The 19,898-nt window shown below is 62.6% G+C and carries 18 protein-coding genes; 8 read left to right on the top strand and 10 right to left on the bottom strand.

Annotation, left to right across the window (positions count from 1 at the left end):
- Position 1: 1 nt before the first annotated feature.
- Both ACILSQ_RS19555 and ACILSQ_RS19560 read left to right on the top strand, forming a co-directional pair.
- On the top strand, positions 2-685 hold the full coding sequence (locus ACILSQ_RS19555) for a class I SAM-dependent methyltransferase (protein ID WP_395745338.1): 684 nt from the start codon (positions 2-4) through the stop codon (positions 683-685).
- Positions 686-787: 102 nt separating this feature from the next.
- On the top strand, positions 788-1,015 hold the full coding sequence (locus ACILSQ_RS19560; RefSeq protein WP_395745339.1) for a hypothetical protein: 228 nt from the start codon (positions 788-790) through the stop codon (positions 1,013-1,015).
- Positions 1,016-1,078: 63 nt separating this feature from the next.
- On the opposite strand, the gene ACILSQ_RS19565 is transcribed toward ACILSQ_RS19560, so the two are convergent.
- From ACILSQ_RS19565 to ACILSQ_RS19585, 5 genes are read right to left on the bottom strand one after another with little or no spacing between them, the layout of a single operon-like run.
- A complete protein-coding gene (locus ACILSQ_RS19565) occupies positions 1,079-3,931 on the bottom strand; it encodes a DUF1553 domain-containing protein (protein ID WP_395745340.1) in 2,853 nt (950 codons plus the stop codon).
- Between the two features lie 41 nt (positions 3,932-3,972).
- A complete protein-coding gene (locus tag ACILSQ_RS19570; protein ID WP_395745492.1) occupies positions 3,973-4,518 on the bottom strand; it encodes a class I SAM-dependent methyltransferase in 546 nt (181 codons plus the stop codon).
- Between the two features lie 30 nt (positions 4,519-4,548).
- The gene (locus ACILSQ_RS19575; protein ID WP_395745341.1) at positions 4,549-4,680 is read right to left on the bottom strand and encodes a hypothetical protein; all 132 of its coding nucleotides are present in this window, start codon (positions 4,678-4,680) and stop codon (positions 4,549-4,551) included.
- Complete coding sequence (locus tag ACILSQ_RS19580) at positions 4,677-5,984, bottom strand: MFS transporter (RefSeq protein WP_395745342.1); 1,308 nt, start codon at positions 5,982-5,984, stop codon at positions 4,677-4,679. The genes ACILSQ_RS19575 and ACILSQ_RS19580 overlap by 4 nt, the downstream gene beginning before the upstream one ends.
- 57 nt (positions 5,985-6,041) lie before the next feature.
- Positions 6,042-6,266 carry a hypothetical protein gene (locus ACILSQ_RS19585; protein ID WP_395745343.1) on the bottom strand — a complete coding sequence of 75 codons (225 nt, stop codon included), beginning with the start codon at positions 6,264-6,266 and terminating at the stop codon, positions 6,042-6,044.
- A 151-nt stretch (positions 6,267-6,417) separates the two neighbouring features.
- Between ACILSQ_RS19585 and ACILSQ_RS19590 the strand changes: the two genes are divergently transcribed.
- Positions 6,418-7,479, top strand: a complete 1,062-nt coding sequence (locus tag ACILSQ_RS19590; protein WP_395745344.1) for a hypothetical protein — start codon at positions 6,418-6,420, stop codon at positions 7,477-7,479.
- 101 nt (positions 7,480-7,580) lie between these two features.
- On the opposite strand, the gene ACILSQ_RS19595 is transcribed toward ACILSQ_RS19590, so the two are convergent.
- On the bottom strand, positions 7,581-7,898 hold the full coding sequence (locus ACILSQ_RS19595; RefSeq protein ID WP_395745345.1) for a hypothetical protein: 318 nt from the start codon (positions 7,896-7,898) through the stop codon (positions 7,581-7,583).
- 201 nt (positions 7,899-8,099) lie between these two features.
- On the opposite strand from ACILSQ_RS19595, the gene plsX reads away from it, so the two are divergent.
- From plsX to purU, 4 genes are all read left to right on the top strand, one after another.
- On the top strand, positions 8,100-9,122 hold the full coding sequence (gene plsX, locus ACILSQ_RS19600) for a phosphate acyltransferase PlsX (protein ID WP_395745346.1): 1,023 nt from the start codon (positions 8,100-8,102) through the stop codon (positions 9,120-9,122).
- Entirely contained in the window at positions 9,109-10,125 is a 1,017-nt protein-coding gene (locus ACILSQ_RS19605) for a beta-ketoacyl-ACP synthase III (protein ID WP_395745347.1), read from the top strand. Before plsX ends, ACILSQ_RS19605 begins: the two co-directional genes overlap by 14 nt.
- 223 nt (positions 10,126-10,348) lie before the next feature.
- The gene (proB, locus tag ACILSQ_RS19610; RefSeq protein ID WP_395745348.1) at positions 10,349-11,125 is read left to right on the top strand and encodes a glutamate 5-kinase; all 777 of its coding nucleotides are present in this window, start codon (positions 10,349-10,351) and stop codon (positions 11,123-11,125) included.
- 67 nt (positions 11,126-11,192) lie between these two features.
- Entirely contained in the window at positions 11,193-12,053 is an 861-nt protein-coding gene (gene purU, locus ACILSQ_RS19615; RefSeq protein ID WP_395745349.1) for a formyltetrahydrofolate deformylase, read from the top strand.
- Between the two features lie 196 nt (positions 12,054-12,249).
- Here the strand turns inward: purU and ACILSQ_RS19620 are convergent, their stop codons facing one another.
- The 3 genes from ACILSQ_RS19620 to ACILSQ_RS19630 all read right to left on the bottom strand — a co-directional run bounded on the left by ACILSQ_RS19620 (position 12,250) and on the right by ACILSQ_RS19630 (position 16,671).
- Positions 12,250-13,950 (bottom strand): prenyltransferase/squalene oxidase repeat-containing protein, encoded by a 1,701-nt coding sequence (locus tag ACILSQ_RS19620; protein WP_395745350.1) that lies wholly within the window; start codon positions 13,948-13,950, stop codon positions 12,250-12,252.
- Between the two features lie 55 nt (positions 13,951-14,005).
- A complete protein-coding gene (locus tag ACILSQ_RS19625) occupies positions 14,006-15,427 on the bottom strand; it encodes a M81 family metallopeptidase (protein ID WP_395745351.1) in 1,422 nt (473 codons plus the stop codon).
- 272 nt (positions 15,428-15,699) lie between these two features.
- Positions 15,700-16,671: a L,D-transpeptidase gene (locus ACILSQ_RS19630; protein ID WP_395745352.1), complete on the bottom strand. Its 972-nt coding sequence runs from the start codon at positions 16,669-16,671 to the stop codon at positions 15,700-15,702.
- Between the two features lie 91 nt (positions 16,672-16,762).
- Between ACILSQ_RS19630 and ACILSQ_RS19635 the strand changes: the two genes are divergently transcribed.
- Positions 16,763-17,605: a class I SAM-dependent methyltransferase gene (locus ACILSQ_RS19635; protein ID WP_395745353.1), complete on the top strand. Its 843-nt coding sequence runs from the start codon at positions 16,763-16,765 to the stop codon at positions 17,603-17,605.
- A gap of 26 nt (positions 17,606-17,631) precedes the next feature.
- Here ACILSQ_RS19635 and ACILSQ_RS19640 read toward each other — a convergent pair whose 3' ends face one another.
- Positions 17,632-19,860, bottom strand: coding sequence for a trypsin-like peptidase domain-containing protein (locus tag ACILSQ_RS19640; RefSeq protein WP_395745354.1), 2,229 nt, complete (start codon positions 19,858-19,860; stop codon positions 17,632-17,634).
- Positions 19,861-19,898 lie beyond the last annotated feature (38 nt).

The raw sequence follows: 19,898 nt of genomic DNA on the forward strand, positions 1-19,898 counted from the left end.
GATGACCACGCCAGACTGTGACAATCCGCTCCTTGAGCCTGACGGCGAAATTTTGACTGCGCTCAGAGATCATGAGTTTGACCTGAACTATCCGGAGCACATCCGCGCACAGTCCGAATGCCACTGGACCCCCGTGGATGTGTGCGAGATGGCGGCGGCATGGCTGGTGGAGAAACCGGGAACGCGGGTGCTGGACATTGGCTGCGGCCCCGGAAAATTCTGCGCGATCGGCGCCGCCACGACGCAGGGTGTCTTTACCGGAGTGGAGCAGCGCGGCAGGCTGGTGGAAGCGGCGCGTGAAATGCTGGAGCACCGGTGCATCACAGGCGTGGAGATCGTGTATGGCAACATCACAACCGTGTCATTTGCGGCCTTCGATGCCTTTTACCTCTTCAATCCCTTTGAAGAAAACATCCTGCCCATGCTGCGGATTGATCGCGAGGTGGAGATGGAGGCGCGGCTCTATGATGACTACACGCTGCATGTGCAGACGGAGCTGGAGCGGAAGCCGCTGGGCACGCGGGTGGTCACTTACTACGGCAGCTGTGCGGAGGTGCCAGACTGCTATGAGTGCGTGAAAACGGCGGATGGCGGCATGCTGAAGCTGTGGGTGAAGACACGCGTGGAGGTGGCAGACGATGACGTCAAGGACCCGGGGCCGTGCCGCTTTCCACATCTGATATAGCGCGCCTGCCTGCACCGCAGGAACAGAGCTACTTTTCTTGATGCGCGCTTGCAGGCGTGGTAGGTGGAGGCACACCTCCCCCAAAAAACACGACCCACTTCTATGATCGGCTGGCTGATTGCCCTCATCAATTTCGCGATCGGACTTTTCAACATCAGTCTCCTCAAGGGCTGGCTGCTGGTGCATCCACTTGATGCGGAGTACTCGGAGGCGTGGATCAAGAAGCATCGAACTTCCACTCTAATCATCGCCATCCTCTCCACAGGGGGAAGCATTGTCTGCGTGCTTCAGATGCTTGGGGTGGTCCGGCTGCCTGTGTTGGTGAAGTAGCCGGAGCGGGCTCCATGAGCGTTTGCAATAGCGCTGACCGAGGGGCATGAGCGCCCTTGAACTTCAATCCAGAAAACGAAACTCCGGCGTGGACCAGAGGGTCTGGATGAAGCGGGCCCAGAGGTCGCGGATGTCTTCGGCCGTGGCATTGCCAGAAAGGCTGGACTCAAGGTAGTCACGAACGTGGTCCTGTTCTTTTTCCGTGGGCGGACGCTGCAGGGAGTTCTGGAAGGCGGTGCTGATGCGCTTGTCGGTGTCAGGAGACGACTTGATCACGAGGTCGGCGGCGCTGCGGGCCTGCTCGATGACCTTCGGCGAGTTCATGAGGAAGAGGGCCTGCGTGGCCACGGTGCTGGTGGTGCGCTGGGCGATGGGCTGGTTGATGTCGGCGAAGTCGAAGACTTCAAACAACGGATGGCGCACATTGCGGAAGGCGGCGGTGTAGAGGCTGCGGCGGGTGTCCAGGAACTGGTAGCCGTATTCAATATTCTGAATCTTCTGATCGTTGGCATCGATCGTTTTGACATCGCTGACACCCGGGCCGCCGAAGGTTCGGTCTAGGGTGCCCGCCGCACTAAGCATGGCATCACGCAGACACTCGGCATCGAGGCGCTTGCGGTTCATGTGGCTGAGCAGGCGGTTGTCAGGATCCAGCGCATGCTGCTCCGCGGAGGCGGCGTTCGTGGAGGACATGCGGTAGGCGCGGCTCATGACCATCTGCTTGATCAGATGCTTCAGGCTCCAGCCGTCCTCGACGAACTTGATCGCCAGATGGTCGAGCAGCTCGGGATGGCTGGGTGCTTCACCTGTGGAGCCAAAATTGTCCGTGGTGCGCACGATGCCCGCGCCAAACAGCCAGTGCCACACGCGGTTGACCATGATGCGCGCGGTAAGCGGGTTGTCGCGGGAGGTGATCCACTGCGCGAGCTGCAGACGGCCGCTGGCATCCGCCGGCATGGCGGGCGCGGCGCCATGCAGGGCAGCCTGGATGAAGCCGCGCGGCACGGTGGCGCCCAGATTGCGGATGCTGCCGCGGATGTGAATCTTCGCGTCTTCAGGCGCCGTGTCATCAGCCACGGACATGGCCTCGGGGCGGTCCGGCTGGTCCTTCTGCAAAGCTTTAAGGTCCTTCTCCAGTTCGGAGAGCTGGCGCTTGAGCTTGATGGCGGTGGGAGATTCCTTTTCCTGCTTCGGCATCTCGGGAAGCGTTTCGTCCGCCGGCAGGAACTGCACCGCATCCACGGTGACGTAGCCCTGCGAGTTCGCGTTGGAGACGAGCACAAAGCCCTGGCCGTTCGCCTCAAAACGATAGGTGCCCAGAGAGGCAAACTGCAGGCCCTTGAGGCTGTCCGTGACCATCTTCACGCCCTTCAGTTCCTCACCGTCCGCATGCAGGATGGTGACGGTGGCGCTCTCCGCGCGGTTGGGCCCCGCATTGAAGGCGATGCGCACTTCGTATCGCCCCGTCTTCGGAATTTTGGGCGTGAAGGAAACCGTCTTTTCGCCTTTGCCATCGTTGTTGTCGCTGAGATAACCCGCGCCGATGTAAGGGGCGTAGCTGGTGGACTGCTTCCAGGTGCCCACCTTCTGCGCGGCGCTGTCATCCACCACGATGCCGGGCAGATCGCCCAGAGCGATGGTCTTGCGCGCGCGCAGGTCGGCGCTGCCGGCATCCCGCAGGCTGTCTTTGAGCGCGGCGATCTGCTCCTTGATCGCATTGACCTGCTTCTCATGCTTTTGCAGCGTGACTTCCGCCTCGCCATCCAGCGGCAGGGGCGTGTCGATCCAGTGAGCGACGTTGTCGGTGTAGTTTCTCAGCGTCTTGGTGCTGCGCAGAATGCCCGCCAGGGCGTAGTAGTCGCGGGCGGAGATGGGGTCAAACTTGTGATCATGGCAGCGGGCGCAGCCGATGGTAAGGCCCAGGAAGGCGCGGCCCATGGTGTCGAGCTGCTCGTCCACGATGTCCATGCGCAGCATGCCTTTGTCCTGCTCCTCGTAGTTCGTGGGACCGAGCGCGAGGAAACCGGTGGCGGTGACCTGACGGCGACGGGCAGTGGAGTCTGCGGCAGGCAGGAGGTCCCCGGCCAGGTGCTCGGTGATCATGCGGTCCAGCGGCACATTGTCACGGATGGATTCGATGACGTAATCGCGGAAGCGCCAGGCATCTTTAAAAGGCAGCGAGCGGCCGCCACCGGAGGATTCGGCAAAGCGGGAGATGTCCAGCCAGTGCGAGGCAAAACGCTCAGCAAAGGCGCTGGAGGCGAGCAGTTCATCCACCTTTTTCTCGTAAGCCTGGTCCGAGAGCGCGGATGAAGTCACCTGGTCAGGCGGAAGGCCGGTAAGGTCAAAGGCCAGACGGCGCTGCAGGATTGCAGGGCTGGCATCGGGTGCCGGGGTCAGCTTGTTTTCCTCCAGCTTGGCGAGGATGAAGCGGTCGATGTCATTCGCGGGCCATGCGGTGTTTTTCACCACTGGTGGCGGTGTGGCCTTCGGCGGCTGGAAAGACCAGAAGCTGGCATCGGCACGGGCCGTTTTGGATTTGCCTGCGGTGCCGGCCACTTCCTCACGCGGATCCGGTGCGCCGGATTCGATCCACAGCTTGAGATCGGTGATCTCGCTCTCCTTGAGCTTGCGCTTGGGAGGCATCTTGAGATCGCGGTCCGCATAGGTCACCGCCTGCCAGAGCTTGCTCTCGGCGATCTTGCCAGGGACCAGCGCCGGGCCGGAGTCACCGCCCGTCTGCCAGCCGGCGCGGGAATCCAGGCGCAGGCCGCCTTTCTGCTTGTCAGGGCCGTGGCAGTCGATGCAGTTCGCGATGAGCAGCGGGCGGATGCGCTGCTCAAAATGCGTCATGTCCGCGGCACCGGCGGCGGCGGCGGCGGAGAAAGAGGCGAGAAAGAGGACGCGGCGGATCATTCAGGGGGTGGAAGGCAAACGAGACGCGTCTGAAACCTCTTTCAGGCGGTGAACCGCAGAATGCAGTGCCGCTGAAACTGGCCGATGAGCTGCGGCGCGGAGAGTCCGGCCTGCTTTGCCATGAGGGTGAGATCGGCCACGGTTTCGGGAAAGTCGTAGGCCGAGACGTGGGCGCAGGCTTCATCGAGATGCTCCGGGTGCACTTCCGTCCACTGGGTGCGCATGAAGTTCAGGTAGCCATCGAGATACTGCTCGCGCGTCTGGCCTTCCTCCCGCACCACATCCACCAGGATGAACTCTCCGCCCGGGGCCAGATGCTCGGCGCAGGCGGTGAAGAGGCGCTGCTTGCCTGCGGCATCCAGATGATGCACGGCAAAGCCGCTGAAAATGACGTCAAAGGCCGAGTCCGTCTCCTCCACGGCCTGCAGCATGTCCTTGTGGTGCAGCGCGGTGCCGGAGATGCCCTTCAAATACGTGCGCGCTTCTTCCAGAGCGGAGGGGGAAAGGTCCACCCCATCATAGCTGGCGGGCGGTGCGGCCTGCAGGCAGGGCGCCAGAAAGCGCGCATTCCCACAGCCGAGATCCAGGAGGTGGTAAGGCCCCTGGGCGCTGCGCTGCTACAGCAGCCCGGTCACGTGCGCGTAGATCTCACGATGGAACATGTAGTTTTTCTCGGAGATGGCGTCGTAGAGCGTCCAGGCTTTGCGAAAGAGGGCGGTGTTGTCTTCTTGGGAGAGGGGAAGGCTCATGTTTTGCGGGGGGCGCTACGGGTGCGGCTGTAAAGAACCGCCACCGCGCTGATGACGAGCGCAGCGGCGATGCCGTTGAGCGCCATGCCCATGTCGTACTTCTTTTTCAAATACGCAACCATCTCCGGACTGAAGTGGCCGGCGAGGTTGCCCAGCGAATTGATCAGGGCGATGCCGGCCGCCGCCGCGGTGCCGGAGAGGATGGAAGTGGGCAGCGCCCAGAAACAAGCAGCGGCGGACATGACGGCCGTGATGGCGACGGCCAGCGCCACCATGATCCACACGGGCGGCAGTCCCGGCAGCCCGCTGATGGCAAAGCCCGCGGCAGACACCAGCGCTGACAGGCTCACATGCCAGCGGCGCTCCCCAGTGCGGTCTGAGTGCCGCCCCACCAGCACCATGCCGATGGCGGCACAGCTCCAGGGAATGGCGCAGTAGAGGCCCACGACCCACTGGTTCTCAGAGAAGGTGCTTTTGACTATCTGCGGCAGCCAGAACGACGCCCCGTAAATGCCAACAACAATGCAAAAGTAGATGAGGCTGCACAGCCAGACCTGGGGTGACTTGAAGGCATCCAGTGCGCGGTGGTTTTGGTGGCCCTCGCCAGCCTTGGCCTGCTCATCGGCCTCCAGGCGGCTTTGCAGCAGGCGCTTTTCCTCGTCCGTAAGCCAGGTGGCCTGCGCGGGCCTGTCCGTCAGCAGAAAGGGTACCGTGCAGCCCACGAGAATGCTGGGCAGACCCTCGATGATGAACAGCCACTGCCACGACTTCAGGCCGAACCAGCCATGGGACGTCTCCAGCAGCCAGCCCGAGAGCGGCGAGCCAAACACCCCCGCCAGCGCGATGGCCGACATGAACAGCGCCACCATGCGCGCCCGGTGCTCCCGCGGAAACCAGTAGGTGAGGTAGAGGATGATGCCGGGGAAGAACCCAGCCTCGGCAATGCCGAGCACGAAGCGCATCGTGTAAAACGAGGCCGGGCTGGAGCAGGTGCACATCAGTGCGGAAACCACGCCCCAGCCGATCATGATGCGCGCGATCCACAGCCGTGCGCCCACGCGGTGCAGCATGATGTTTCCCGGCACCTCAAACAGGAAGTACCCGATGAAAAAGATGCCGGAGCCGGTGGCAAACACCGCCTCCGAAAACCACGGCTCCGTCTGCATGCCCAGCTTGGCAAAGCCCACGTTCACCCGGTCCAGATAGGCCAGGATGTAGCAGACAAAGAGGAAGGGAATGAGCCGCCACGCCACCTTGCGGTAGGTGGCGGCGGAGACGGCGGCATCAGCGGCGGGTTCGGGCATGCGGGCCGCACGAGAGCATCAGTCAGCCCGCACGCCAGCGTTCGCTTGGAGCGAGGCTCAATAAGGCCGCGGGACGATGATGTGGCCGCCGCCATGCGGGCGATACCACACGCCACGATGGTGGTAGTACCGCACGCCGCCGTGATAGTAGGGGCGCGCGCCACCTGGCAGAATGACCGGGCCGCCGACCGGCCGGACCGGGCGGGGATAAGCGGGGCCGACGTAGCAGGAGGTCAACGTGAACAAAACAACGGCGGAGCAGAACAGATGCTTAAGTTTCATGGGTGTTGATTGGGTTGCGATGATAAACTGACCCCCTTTTGACGGAAGACACTGAAATTTTTTTCACGGCTGTTGCGCGAAAGTCTGAGATTTCCACTTTCGTTTACTGCCGCCCTTTTCACAGTCCCGCCCCCATCCCCCCGCCCCGTCCATGACTCCAGCCGAAGCCAAAACCCAACTCGACACCCAGGTCCGCGAAATCATCAACTGGCACTTCTCGCCAGAAACCGGCTGCCCCTTCTGGCTGGACTGGGCGAAAAAGAACTTCGACCCGCGCGGCAAGGTGAACAGCTATGAGGACATCCTGGCCCAGTTCCCCCACTTCCAGGATGAATGGCTGCGCGATCAGCAGCCCGAGGTCTGGGTCCCGGCCGCCTTCAAAGGCAAGCCCTTCAACATCTTCGAAACCGGCGGCACCACCGGCATGCCCAAGCAGCGCATCGGCTGGAACGACTTCCGCGTTGATTACGAAGAGTTCAGCCACAAGCTGGAAGACAAGCACTTCCCGCCGGGTGAATCTTGGATCATGGTCGGCCCCACCGGCCCCCGCCGCCTGCGCCTCGCCGTGGAGCATCTGGCCAACTACCGCGGCAGTTCCTGCTACTTTGTGGATCTGGACCCCCGCTTCGTAAAGAAGCTCATCTCCAACAAGCAGGGCGATGTGGCCCGCCAGTACATGGACCATGTGGTGGACCAGGCCGTGCTGCTGCTGAAGAACCGCAAGATTTCCGCCATCTTCACCACGCCGAAGCTTCTGGAAGCCCTGGCTGAAAAGGTGGACCTCTACGACGCCGGCATCCGCGGCTGCTTCGTGGGCGGCACCACCATGACGCCGCAGTACGTGCGCTTCATCGTGGAGGAGGTGCTGGAGAACCGCATCGGCTTCTACCCCACCTACGGCAACACCCTCATGGGCCTGGCCGCCAGCGTGCCGCTGACCCCGGAAGACAATTTCTCCGTGAGCTACTACGCCCCGCAGCCCCGCGCCGTCCTGCGCGTGGTGGACCCCAAGAACACGGACACCACCGTCGAGTACGACGCCTGGGGCCGCGTGGAGCTCACCACCCTGACCAAGGAGTTCTTCATGCCCCGCTTCCTGGAGCGTGACGAAGCCATGCGCCGCCGCCCCCGCGCCCCCTATGCCTGGGACGGCGTGGCCGATGTGCGCCCCTTCGGCGCGATGGAGAAAACCATCGTGGAAGGCGTGTATTAAGCGCCCTGCCAGGACCTGCTTTTTTCAACCGGGGGTGCCGTAGTGGCAGCCCCGGTTTTTTATGATCTGCTTAGGCGGTGAAATGCCGAATTACCTTGCTGCTACCAAGGCCTGGCATCCCTTAGCAAGAGGGTGGAGGAAGTTTCCTTGCAGGCCCAGAAGCAGTCCGTCCCGACAGTAATGCCCTGCTCTTGAGAGCTGACAAAGGATGTCGCGCCGGAGTCCAGCATTTGTTTCATAGCTTGATCGTTGCCCACGATCTGCTCTGCTTCGGAGTTTAACGGCGTTAGCCTGAAGAGGTAACAGGGCGGTTCTATGGACAAAAAATCCAGGCGGAACATCGGCATGGAGTCCAACGTCAGCACCCATCCTTTGGCATGCTCAGAAAGACGCTGCTCCGAGAGTTTTTCGATGCTCATTTGAAAGAGTGGAATGCTGCATCCGAACAAGAAACCACGCAAGGCCCTCAATTCTAAGCCTCCCTTGCTTTGGCGACCTCCTCTGCTGACCCCCGGTTTCTTTTTGCCCTCATGGGCAAAAACTCCCGTTTGCATTCCCGGCTCCGCACGCTTTAAGACTCGTCTCCCGATACTCTTGAAGACTCTCACGCAACCGCAGGAATGAAGATCGCACTGGATGTCATGGGGGGCGATTTCGCCCCGCAAAATCCCATGGGCGGCGTCAAACTCGCCCTCGAGTCGCTGCCTGCCATCACGAAGCTGTTTCTGGTGGGCGTGCCTGACGCCATCGAGAAGGAAATGAAGGCCCAGGGCATCTCCAGCCCGAAGCTGGAAATCGTCCCGGCCACCCAGGTCGTGGACATGGCCGACAGCGGCCTGGACGCTGTGCGGAAAAAGAAGGACAGCTCCATCAGCGTGGCAGTGGACCTGGTGAAGGCCGGCAAGGCGGACGCCGTGGTCAGCGCCGGGCATACCGGGGCGGCTGTGACGGCCTCCCTGATCAAAATGCGCACCCTGGCGCACATCGAGCGTCCGGCCATCGCCTCCATCATGCCCTCCCTGACCAGGCACTGGGTCTTGATCGACGCCGGGGCCAATCCAGACAGCGAGCCTGCGCATCTGGTGCAGAACGCCATCATGGGCAGCGCCTTTGCCCGCCATGTGCTGGGTCGTGAGAACCCGACCGTGGGCCTCATGTCCAACGGCACCGAGGAGGAAAAGGGCAACGCCTTGTGCAAGGAGACCAGCAAGCTCCTGCGCCACACCGCCGGCATCCATTTCATCGGCAATGTGGAAGGCCACGACGTCTGGGACACGCCGCCGGACGTGGTGGTGTGCGACGGCTTCACCGGCAATGTCATCCTCAAAAACGCCGAGGCCCTCTCCCACGCCATCTTCAGCATGGTGAAGAGCGAAATTAAGAGCGGCTTCTGGACCAAGATCGGCGGCCTGCTGGCCAAGCCCGCCTTCAAGCGCGTGCACCACCGCACCAATCCCGACGAGGTCGGCGGCATGCCGCTGCTGGGCCTGCGGGGCATCACCATCATCTCCCACGGCAGCGCATCTCCGTTTGCCATGAAGAACGCCATACGGCAGGCTTGCGAAGCCATCCAACACCAGGTGGGGCCGCACATCGAGGCCGCCGCCACCGCCCACTCCATTTCCCTCCATGCCCGCTCCTAGCTCCCAGCCCTTTTGCGCCTCCAGCATCATTGGCACAGGCAGTTACATGCCTGAAAAAGTGCTGACCAACGACGATCTGTCCAAGATCGTTGACACCTCCGACGAATGGATCACCACGCGCACCGGTATCAAGGAGCGCCGTATCGCCGCCGCCGACCAGGCCACCAGCGACCTGGCCTCCGAGGCCGCCCGGCGTGCCATGGAGAGTGCCGGGGTGTCTCCGGAGGAGATCCAGCTCATCATCGTGGCCACCGTCACGGCGGACATGTTCTTCCCCTCCACGGCCTGCTTTGTGCAGAAGAAGATCGGCGCCAGCAATGCCGTGTGCTTTGACATTGCCGCGGCCTGCTCCGGCTTTCTGTATGCGCTGCAAGTGGCGCGCCACTTCATCAACACCGGCAACCGCACCACCGCCCTCGTCATCGGCGCGGAGAAACTCAGCAGCCTGATCAACTGGAAGGACCGCAACACCTGCGTGCTGTTTGGCGACGGCGCAGGCGCCGTGGTCATCCGCCGTGCTGAAGAATCCGTGGATGCTCCTGGCCGCGTGCTTTCCACCGTGATGGGCACGGACGGCACCCTGGCGGACGTGCTGAAAGTCCCCGGCGGCGGCTCCGCCTGCCCGATCACCCCGGAGAATGTGGGGACCTACCCCAACACCATTCACATGGAGGGGCGCGAGACCTTCAAGCACGCCGTCACCCGCATGCTGGAGGCCTCCCAGCAGGCGCTGGAAATCGCCGGCCTGACCGCCGCGGATGTGGCGCTGGTCATTCCGCACCAGGCGAATGCGCGCATCATCGGCGCCATCGCCGAACGGCTGAACCTGCCGCTGGACCGTGTTTTCATGAATCTGGACAAATACGGCAATACCAGCGCCGCCACCATCCCCGTGGCCCTCGACGAGGCGAACAAGGCCGGACGCCTCAAAAAAGGCGATGTCGTGCTGCTCGTCGCCTTCGGCGGCGGCTTCACCTGGGCCAGCTCGGTGGTGCGGTGGTAAGGTAGTCAAGAGCTTCAGCTCGGTCTGGAAAAGCTCGGGAACCAGCCAGCACGGGCTGGTTTCCAGACCGTGCTTGCAGCGTACGGGCACGCCTCGCCTGTGATTTTCGCCTGCACTGGAGCCTGTGACCGCCCCCCCAGAACGAGCTAAAGCTCATGACTACTTTCACTTTCCCCTTCGCGGCAGCCCGCCATATTCGCCGCCCCCTTCGTCCCCTTCCCTCATGGCATCCAAGCGCATCGTCCTTAAATTTGGCTCCGGCATCCTCACCCGCAAAGATGCGCCGGAGCCTGATCCCGTGCAGTTGCGCAAGCTGGTGGAAGCCGTCGCTCTGCTGAAGCGTGCGGGCCATGCCGTGGTGGTGGTGAGCAGCGGTGCCGTGGCCTCCGGCCTGAAGCCGCTGGATTTCAAACAGCGCCCGTCAGACGTGACGACCCTCCAGGCCCTCGCCGCCGTCGGCCAGACGCATCTCATGCACGCCTACGAGTCCCTGCTGCGCGATCACGGCCTGCACGTCGCGCAGCTTCTCGTCACCCATGAGGACTTCGAAAACGCCGACCGCGCCCCTCGCGTGAAGGCCGTGCTGGACCGGTTGATGGAGTTCACCCAGGTGGTGCCGGTCATCAATGAAAACGACTCCGTGGCCATCGAAGAGCTCCGCTATGGCGACAATGACAAGCTCTCCTCCCGCGTGGCGCGCTTCTGGGGTGCGGATGTGCTCATCGTCCTCACCAGCGCCCCCGGCCTGCTGCGCGACATGAAGAAGCCAGAGGAAGGGCCCATCCCCGTCGTCCACGATGTGGATGAAGTCATCCACCACGCCGAGGAAGAAAAATCCACCCTCGGCACCGGCGGCATGATCTCCAAACTGCGCGCCGTGCAGGACGCGGTGCACGGCGGCGTGGAGTGCATCATCGCCTCCGGCCGTCATGCCGAACAAATCCCCTCGCTGATCAATGGTGAAGGCGTTTGCACCCGCTTTCCCGCCGCACGTTCGTAACAAAACAAGGTGCCACCTCCGCCCTCCATTCGTCATTCCTCATTCTGGTTTCGTCATTTCTCCCGCCATGGCTTCTCAAGACATCGCCACCCTGCTTATTCACTGCCCGGACCGTCCGGGCCTCGTGCATGATGTGACCGGTTTCATCTTCTCCCATCAGGGCAACATCATCGACCTGCAGCAGCACATCGACTCGGAGCAGAACGCCTTCTTCATGCGTTTGGAGTGGAGCCTGGAAAACTTCACGCTGGAAAATGAGGAGATCGAATCCCGCCTGCAGCCCATCGCGCGCCGTCATGAGATGCAGATGCGACTGAGCTTCGCCAGCCAGCGCAAACGCATCGCGCTCTTTGTCACCAAGGAGAACCACTGCCTCTACGACCTGCTGGCCCGTCATGAATCCGGCGACCTCCCCGTGGACATCCCGCTCATCGTCGCCAATCACGAGACGCTGCGCCCCGCCGCGGAGCGCTTCGGCATTCCGTTCCACTACTTTCCCATCACCAAGGAAAACAAGCTGGCGCAGGAGGCCGCGCAGATCGAACTGCTGCGTCAGCACCGCATCGACACCGTCGTGCTGGCGCGCTACATGCAGATCATCAGTCCGGCCATGATCACGGAGTTTCCGCATCGCATCCTGAACATCCACCACAGCTTCCTGCCCGCCTTTGTGGGGGCCAAGCCCTACCATCAGGCCTTTCAGCGTGGCGTGAAGATCATCGGCGCCACCAGCCACTACGTCACCGCCGATCTCGACGAAGGCCCCATCATTCATCAGGACGTCATGCGCGTCAGCCACGAGGACAGCGTGCAGGATCTCGTCCGCCTCGGCCGTGACCTGGAGAAAACCGTGCTCGCCAAAGCCCTCTGGTGGCACGTACGCGACCGCGTGCTGGTCTTCAAAAACAAGACGGTGGTGTTTGAATGATAGGTACGATGGGCACTCTTGCCTGTCGCTCAGCGCTCTCACCAGCACCCATCAATCCCAAGCCGCCCACGATAACGCCCCATCAACGGCATGGGATTCGCAACGCGTCCATCTGCGGTAAATCGTGAGCTTGGAACGCTAAGCGACGGCCATGAGAGCCGAGGCTTTGCGAGACAGGCAAAGCCAACCCATCGTACTACTTCTCAAACACTGACTGCTCCGCACGATCCGCGACTTTGAGATACCGGAAATACACCTCGAGCTGCAGCGTGCATAGGCACTGGCGGTAAATCGCATCCGCTGCATCTCCGGCGGGCCAGTTGGGGCGGCCGCGTTTGAAGGAACCGTCCGCCTGCTGCGCGCCGAGGATCTGCGGCAGGAACTGCGCATTGTAAAATTTCCAGTCGTCACCGCCGGCCTGGAAGAAGGCCTGGGTGTAGTAGTACCAGCAGTAGAGGTTGCAGTTGCGCTCCCAGTTCAGCGGCTCGCTGGTCAGGAACTCGCGCAGAAAGCGGATGCCTTTTTTCACCGGAGTCGCCTTGTTGTGCGCCAGTGTTTGCAGGCCTAGAACGCCGCAGCCGGTGAGGCTCCACTGGTTGTAGTGCTCGTCGCGGTTCGTTTTGCCAAAGCCGCCGTCCTTCGTCTGCTTGGACTCCAGGTAGTCGCAGCATTTTTTGATGGCTGAATCGAGACCCGCGATCTTCAATCCGGTATGCCTGGCCGCTTTGAGCGCCTGAAACTGCCAGCCGCTCACAGACAGATCCTCGCCGCGGCTGTCCTTGGTGTAGGCGTAGGGCAGGCCCGCGTCCTTGCCACCGTAAGTCCACGCACCCTGCGGGTTCTGCTGGTCGATGATCACCTGCACGCCTTTTTCAAAGGCCTCGCGCAAACCGGGCAGGCTGGTGTTTCCCAGCCGGTAGAACGAATACATCTCCCCCAGCGCATAGGTGGCGATGCCGTGCTCATACGTGGCGGAGTTCGAGAGCGGCTGTTCCGCGACGATGCCGTGCGGATTTTTTCGCGCCAGCTCCACCAGGTAGAGCATGCCATTGCGCACATTGTCGCCAAAGAACACGGAATCCGGTGTCTCGCAGCGGCCGAGATAGCAAAGCAGCGTGAGGCCGGTCATGGCCGCTTTGTTGGTGCGGCCCCAGGAGCCGTCCGCATTCTGCTGCGACTTCAGCCACGCCAGCGAGCGCGACACCGCCGCCTCACACTCCGGTGTGCCGCCGTTTTGCCGCAGCTTCTCCAGCCGGCTCTGCGAGGAGCAGCGTGCCTCAAACGTACCAGGCAGCTTCGTGATAAACGCCGGCGTTGCGGTGCCATTCAACCCAGGACCGCTCCTCGAACCATTGTTAAAGCACGCATTGCTCAGTCTGACACCCGGTGCCCCCATTGCCTCACCCGTTTCAGGAAGCAGCGGCGTCTCGGCATCTGGCAAGTTGTACAAGCTGGGTCCATTCACCGCAATGCGTGCCTGCGGCTGCCGTCTGGCGATGGCGGCCTGATGACTCCGGCTCACCTGATATTCCAGTTTGCGAGATGCTTCGATGCCCGCCTCAGTCTGGCCCGCAGGAATGAAATCCGGCGGAGGTTTCGCGACCTGTGTGCCGATGATGATCACACCCGCCAGCAGAAGCAGGCCCGCATGCACCGCAATGCTCAGCATCAGCGAGCCTGCGCCCATCTGCCGCCACATTCGCCCCAATGCGGAAACACGCGGCTGCGATGGTGCTGACGCAGGCAGAGGCGCGGCAGCGGGCATCACAGGAGTTTCTTCCACGACCACCACCTCCAGGACTGGCTCCACCACCGGGGGCGCTTGAAATCTCTCCCAACCCGGTGGCACTGAATAACCCGGAGACTGCGGCGGCTGATGCGGATCGTGCGTGTTCATGACGGTGTGAATTCACACCGCATGACGCCGGGCTCGAAATCCTCTTGGGGTGAATTTACCGCACGCGTTGAAGATGTTTGTACGGCAGCGTCTTCAAATTGCTGCTGCATGGTCCCGGTGTGTCCACCCAGAACATGTGGGCGGCGATCTTGTCATACGCGCGGCGGTGGGCCACGGCGGCTTTGACGGCGACGACCGAGAGCTTTTCCACGCTGATGCCCTGGCTGTGCCACTGACCGAGATCAAAGGGCGGCGTCTTCACGCTGGTGATGAGGATGGTGAGCCCTCCATGTTTGACCACGGCGCAGCGGCCCATGTCAAAAACATCGCCGCACATGCTGGCGAGGTGGCTGTTTTTATCCTCGAGCTCGAAGCGTCCATCGTTGAGGGCGACGAGTTCGACCTCGAGTTCAAGCGGGCCGGGATCGAGGCGGCTGCCTTTGCCCCCGAGCCTGATCGTGCGCTCGCCAGCTTCGAGCTGGCTCACGGACTGCGGATCATTGAGGCAGATGGCGGCATTGCGCACGCCATGATGAATGAGGGCGCGCAGGAGCCCGGTGCCATCGCCCGGAGCGCCGCCGCCGATGTTGTCGGCAGGCTCCACCAGCACCGTCAGTCCAGATGGCAACGGTTGAAGTTGGTCGAGCACTTCATCCGCAGTGGGATCTGTGATCTGGCCCAGCGGAGCCAGCGCGCGGGCCCTCTCCTCCAGCTCCTGCAACTGCGGCGTGGCATCTCCCGTGGTGCAGGCGACAAAGCTGACGCCGGTGTCCGGTGTGTCTGCAAAGCTGAAGCCCGCCACGATGTTCATGGCCCACAGCGACTTGTCCGCTTCCTCAAATTCGCGCGCCATGGATTCCAGGCTGAGCATCGGATCTGCGGCCGTGCCGGTGCCTGTCGGCGGCCACAGGATGCCGGGCTGCTGGAGCTGCATGTGCGGCCTGCGCCCGGTGGTGAGGCAGCGGTGCAGCAGGCGCGCGGCAACGAGCCCGGCCTCCCGTGCATCGGTATGAGGGTTTTCGCGGTAGCCCACCAGGCAGTCCGCCAGCCGCGCCATCTGCGGAGAGAAATTGGCATGCAGATCGAAGACGCCAAAGATCGGCACAGGGGTGATTTTACGCAGGCGGCGGAGGACTTCCCCTTCCACATCCAGAATGGTCTGCGAGACCATGGCGCCATGCAGCACCAGGTAAACGGCGTCGTAGTCGGCCTTGTCAGCGGCGGCAGAGAGGTCGCTCCAGAACTGCTCCACCACCTCGTCCGCCACCGTGGCGGAGGGTTGCGCGCGGTAGTCCGCGGCAGGCAGCATCTGCCAGCCAAATTCATCCGCCAGCTCCAGGACGCCGCCGAGGGGGGACGCGTCGCCCTTGCTGACCCAAAGTTCGTTTCCACGCCGGACCTGAAAGTCAGAAAGCGGGGTAAGGCCGTCGAGAAAGGTGTGGGTCTCGTGGAAAAGACCGGCGATGAGAATGCGCATGAGAGGAGAGAAACGCGGAAGGAGAAGGAGTTTGTGCGCTTTTTAGGAAGCTAGCTGGAGGGGCAATGACGAAACCAGAGCCGAGCGAAGTGAGACAGACGACTGAAAGGAGCCCGGAGGGTGAGCGGAGCGAATCAATGTCGAATGAGGAATGAAGCTCGAATGATAAAATTCGCGATCCCCGAACAAGGACCGGTTTGTCACGCCCCGCTTAGTGCTTGGTCATTCGACATTCATTCGTCATTCCTCATTCTGGTTTCGTCATTTCTTCCTCACCTCACAATGACTCGCGTTCCTGGCCGGATAAGCTGCGGCAAGCGGATGGCGTCCCAGTTGGCAAAGCGCACACAGCCCGCGCTGCGAGTGCGGCCAATGGTGCGCGGCATGGCCGTGCCGTGCAGGCCGATGCCGGACTTGCTCAGCCCGCACCAGATGACACCGATGGGGCTGTTCGGCCCGGGCGGAATTTGAAAGGCCTCCTCGCCTCGCACGCCCTCTTCCAGGAACTGCTTGTCATAGCGGAAGGTGGGCGTGGCCATCATGGTCATCACCTTCCACGTGCCCACGGGAATGAACTGCGGCTTTCCAGGGGTGATGGGAAAGGCGGCCAGCATCATTTCCTTGTCGCTGTAAACGGCGGCCATGCGCTCCGTGGTGTCCACCACGATGGTGTGGCTGCTGAGCATGGCATCGGTTTTGAAGCTCTGCATGGGCTTGATGTCCTCGATGCGGAAGGACTTCACATTTGGCACCACGATGATGTCCCCGGGCTTCAGCGCGGCCAGGTTCTTGCCGGGGTTGATGGCGGCAAGAAACGTCTCATCCGTATGGAAGCGCTCGGCCACCAGCTCCAGCATGCTGCGGTAGGCCATGAAGGGAAAGGCGGCGGCCTTCTCATAGTCCTCGGGCAGGTCGGCGGTGACATAGCGCGTGAGAATCGGCTGGATCTTGAAGGCGGCGAAAACGATGGGAATCTCCTCCTCCGCAGCGGCCTGGATGCGCGCCCAGTTGTAGAGGTCCTTGTGACCGTGGGCGTAGTTGTAGTTCACCACGGCCTTGTAGGTGAACTCGCCGATGGCGCCATCCAGCTTGCCGGGGCCGAAGAGGTTTTTGTCCAGGAAGATCTGGATGCGCAGCACGGTGTCGCGATCCCTGGGCACGGAAGGGTCGTCTTTGGCCGGCCCCAGGTCCTGAGCGGGGGCCGCGAGCGCGAGCAGGCAGAGCAGAAGGAGGTGTTTCAGCATTCGAGCCGCATGCTAATCCGCCTTCGGCAATGAGCAAGAGAGTGCGAGTTTCTTGCCTGTGACGCATCTGGCGCTTAGCTTTCCGGCACGCATGCCCGTCACCGTCACTGAAACCCGCACCCCGGAACAGCTCCGCCAGCACTATGAGGTGGAGCGCGAGCTGGCGGACCGGCTGCGCCGTGCCTCCAAGGAGCAGCGCCGCACCCTCTACTCAGAAGTGTATGACGAGCTCTTCAAACGCGTGCCGCAGCACCCGCAGCACACGAACGAGGCCTCCCCCGAACGACTGGCGGCAGACGTGGCGGAGAAAATGGAAATCGTGGCCCCCTTTCTGAAGCCGCAGACCGTCTTCCTTGAGGTCGGCCCCGGCGACTGCGAGTTTGCCAAGGCCGTCGCCGCCAAAGTGGCGCAGGTGCTGGCCGTGGATGTGTCGGATGAGATCACCCGGAAACGCGTGCTGCCGGAGAATCTGAAGGTCGTGCTTTCAGACGGCAGCACCATCCCCGTGCCGCCCGGCAGCGTGAACGTGGCCTACAGCAATCAGCTCATGGAGCACCTGCACCCGGACGATGCCGTGGAGCAGCTCCGCCACCTGCATGCCGCGCTGGCCCCGGGCGGCGTGTATCTCTGCATCACCCCCAGCCGCCTCACCGGCCCGCATGACATCAGCGGCGTCTTTGACCGCGAGGCCACCGGCTTCCACCTGAAGGAGTACACCGTGGGGGACCTCTCCGCCCTCTTCCGCGAGGTCGGTTTCTCCAAAGTCTGCATCGTCTTCGGCGGGCGTGGCAAATTCACCCTGCTGCCTACCTGGCCGGCGGTGGCGTGCGAGAAGCTGCTGGACCTGCTGCCGCATGGCCTGCGCAAGGCCATCGCGCTGAAGCCTCCTTTCCGCTGGCTGTTTGGCGTGCGGCTGGCGGGGTTTAAAAAGTAGTCCAGTTGCGGCGCACCGGGTCAACTTTACTCCCGCAGCGACTGCAGCCAGCGATCAAGCTGCTGCATCAGCTCCGGCGGACCATCGGCGGGAAAGTTGTCGATGAGCCAGCTCACGTCTTCACGGGCGCCGGCCTTTTCGCCGAGGCGCTGGCGCATCTGCGCGCGGGTGAGGCGTTCGGCGGCGGACTGTGGATCGATGGCGAGGACGAGGTTCAAATACGGCAGCGATTCGCGCAACGAGCGGCTGTCATCAAACACGCTGCTCATGAGATTGCGCAGCATGCGCAGGAGGATGGCCTGCTTTGTCGTGGGAGAGAGCGCCCCTTCCGGAAAATGCCCGTCCTCTGTTAAATCCATCGCGGCCTGCTCAACGGTGACGAGCTTGCCATGCTCAAAGACATCCACGAGCTGAAGTTCGCCCTCGGGTCCGTCGCGATACCCCACCATGAACTTGCCGGGCAGCGGCACGCCAAACACACCCTGCACGCCCAGTGCTGAAGCGAGCTCCACGTACAGCACGCTGAGCGTGATGGGCAGCCCTTCGCGGTCGTCGATGACCTCGTTGAGGTAGCTGTTGGAGCGGCTGCCGTAGTCGCCGCGGCTGCCGTGAAACCCGTTTTCTTCAAAGAGGTAGCGGTTCAGGCGCTTGACGGCGGAAATCGTCCCCTGCTTGATCTCGGGATCGTCCTTGAGATCCAGCACCATGGCCTTGAAGCTGTTGAGGTAGGTGGTCACATCCACCTCAGGATTGTCATGCCGGGCCAGCAGCAGGCCGCAGCGCAGCAGGTTGATCTCCGGCTCGGGCTTGGCGAGCTCGGCCAGGATTTCCTTCGTCATGGCGCGGCGGTGCAGCTCGCGCTCGAGTTCGCGCAGCTTCGCTGCCTCCTCCTCCAGCCTGCGGCGCTGCTCCACCAGCACACGGCGGGCGGCGGCGGGATTTTCCAGCAGGCCGTCGAGCGTTTTGTCTGCAGTGGCCGCGGCGGCGATGTATTCCTCCACCTTGGAGCGGAGCTGGGAGGCCACTTCAGGCTGCAGCGGCTTTTCGGCGAGGTCGGTGCCCACGCGGAAGTTGCGGAAATCCGCCACGGTGGTTCTGAATTTGCACAGACCGGCGGAGCCCCCACGCAGGCCGGTGTCGTCGCTTTCAATCACCTGTTTGCCATTCACAAAACACACGATGCGCTCAGGCTCCACCCGCACGCGCAGTGCGTTCCATTCCCCGGCCTTGTAGGCGTCGCTGGGCACATCGGCCAGGATGGTCCAGGAATAGACGTCGGGGCCGTTGAAGCGGGTGAGGCGCAGCTTGCCGCCGGAGGCGTAGAAGCCGTAGTGCTTGTCCCCGCCGTCGGAGCAGAAGGTCAGGCCAGCGGCCCCGGCTTCATCATCCAGCCGCACCGTCACGGCGGTTTCAAAGGTGCCTTCGGCGACTTTTTGCGTGGAAAGACACAGCGCCCGGCCGCCGAAGCCCGAGCCAGAAAACTCAGAACGAATCACGCCCGCATGCTGCGTCCACTGCGCCCCCAGATGGGTCTGCCACTGCTTCGGATTCAGCGCTCCGATGGTGAGCCAGCGGGACATGGGCACGGGATTGGGCTTCTCGATGAGCTTTTTGAGCTCATTCACCGGCATGGCAAAACCGAGGTTGTCGGTTTTCAGGGACTTCAGCGTGAGCAGGCCCAGCACCTTTCCCTGCATGTCCAGCAGCGGGCCGCCGCTGTTGCCCTTCTCAATAGGCACGGCCACCTGGAGCATCTCCAGGCCATCGACCTCGCGTGTGGCGGAGACCACCCCCTGCACAATGCTGAAGGCCAGCCCTTCCGGCGCGCCCATGGCCACGATGGGGTCCCCCTGGTTCACCTTGCTGGAATCTCCCAGCGGCAGCGGCTTGAGGCCCTTGGCATCAATCTTGAGCAGGGCCAGGTCGTGGTGGCTGTCGCTCGCCTGGACCGCAGTGACATCATGCGTCTTGCCATCGTGCATCTCCACCTGCAGGCGGCGGGCCTCGCCGATAACGTGGAGATTCGTCGCGATGAGGCCGTCCTCGCTGACGATGAAGCCGGAGCCGATGCCGTCCGTGCCTTCCCGGCCGAGCTGGGTGATTTTGACCAGCGAGGGGCGGATGGCCGCGGCCAGGTAGGTGGCGGTGTGCGCGGCAGGCGCCGGCGCTGGCTTGGAGGCAGCCTTGGACTTTGAGGCCGCCTCCGCCTGGCCGAGCAGCAGGCAGGAGAGAAGCAGGGGGGTAACCGGACGCATGGCAGAATGTGATGCAGGAAACGCGCCACGCGAGCATT

The organism is Prosthecobacter sp. (genome assembly GCF_044227185.1).
Classification (GTDB): Bacteria; Verrucomicrobiota; Verrucomicrobiia; order Verrucomicrobiales; family Verrucomicrobiaceae; genus Prosthecobacter.

What these genes read in the sequence shown, in the direction of transcription:
- ACILSQ_RS19555 (WP_395745338.1), top strand. Translation starts at nt 2, where the DNA reads ATGACCACGCCAGACTGTGACAATCCGCTCCTTGAGCCTGACGGCGAA.
- ACILSQ_RS19560 (WP_395745339.1), top strand. Translation starts at nt 788, where the DNA reads ATGATCGGCTGGCTGATTGCCCTCATCAATTTCGCGATCGGACTTTTC.
- ACILSQ_RS19565 (WP_395745340.1), bottom strand. Translation starts at nt 3,931, where the DNA reads ATGATCCGCCGCGTCCTCTTTCTCGCCTCTTTCTCCGCCGCCGCCGCC.
- ACILSQ_RS19575 (WP_395745341.1), bottom strand. Translation starts at nt 4,680, where the DNA reads ATGAGCCTTCCCCTCTCCCAAGAAGACAACACCGCCCTCTTTCGCAAA.
- ACILSQ_RS19580 (WP_395745342.1), bottom strand. Translation starts at nt 5,984, where the DNA reads ATGCCCGAACCCGCCGCTGATGCCGCCGTCTCCGCCGCCACCTACCGC.
- ACILSQ_RS19585 (WP_395745343.1), bottom strand. Translation starts at nt 6,266, where the DNA reads ATGAAACTTAAGCATCTGTTCTGCTCCGCCGTTGTTTTGTTCACGTTG.
- ACILSQ_RS19590 (WP_395745344.1), top strand. Translation starts at nt 6,418, where the DNA reads ATGACTCCAGCCGAAGCCAAAACCCAACTCGACACCCAGGTCCGCGAA.
- ACILSQ_RS19595 (WP_395745345.1), bottom strand. Translation starts at nt 7,898, where the DNA reads ATGAGCATCGAAAAACTCTCGGAGCAGCGTCTTTCTGAGCATGCCAAA.
- plsX (WP_395745346.1), top strand. Translation starts at nt 8,100, where the DNA reads ATGAAGATCGCACTGGATGTCATGGGGGGCGATTTCGCCCCGCAAAAT.
- ACILSQ_RS19605 (WP_395745347.1), top strand. Translation starts at nt 9,109, where the DNA reads ATGCCCGCTCCTAGCTCCCAGCCCTTTTGCGCCTCCAGCATCATTGGC.
- proB (WP_395745348.1), top strand. Translation starts at nt 10,349, where the DNA reads ATGGCATCCAAGCGCATCGTCCTTAAATTTGGCTCCGGCATCCTCACC.
- purU (WP_395745349.1), top strand. Translation starts at nt 11,193, where the DNA reads ATGGCTTCTCAAGACATCGCCACCCTGCTTATTCACTGCCCGGACCGT.
- ACILSQ_RS19620 (WP_395745350.1), bottom strand. Translation starts at nt 13,950, where the DNA reads ATGAACACGCACGATCCGCATCAGCCGCCGCAGTCTCCGGGTTATTCA.
- ACILSQ_RS19625 (WP_395745351.1), bottom strand. Translation starts at nt 15,427, where the DNA reads ATGCGCATTCTCATCGCCGGTCTTTTCCACGAGACCCACACCTTTCTC.
- ACILSQ_RS19630 (WP_395745352.1), bottom strand. Translation starts at nt 16,671, where the DNA reads ATGCTGAAACACCTCCTTCTGCTCTGCCTGCTCGCGCTCGCGGCCCCC.
- ACILSQ_RS19635 (WP_395745353.1), top strand. Translation starts at nt 16,763, where the DNA reads ATGCCCGTCACCGTCACTGAAACCCGCACCCCGGAACAGCTCCGCCAG.
- ACILSQ_RS19640 (WP_395745354.1), bottom strand. Translation starts at nt 19,860, where the DNA reads ATGCGTCCGGTTACCCCCCTGCTTCTCTCCTGCCTGCTGCTCGGCCAG.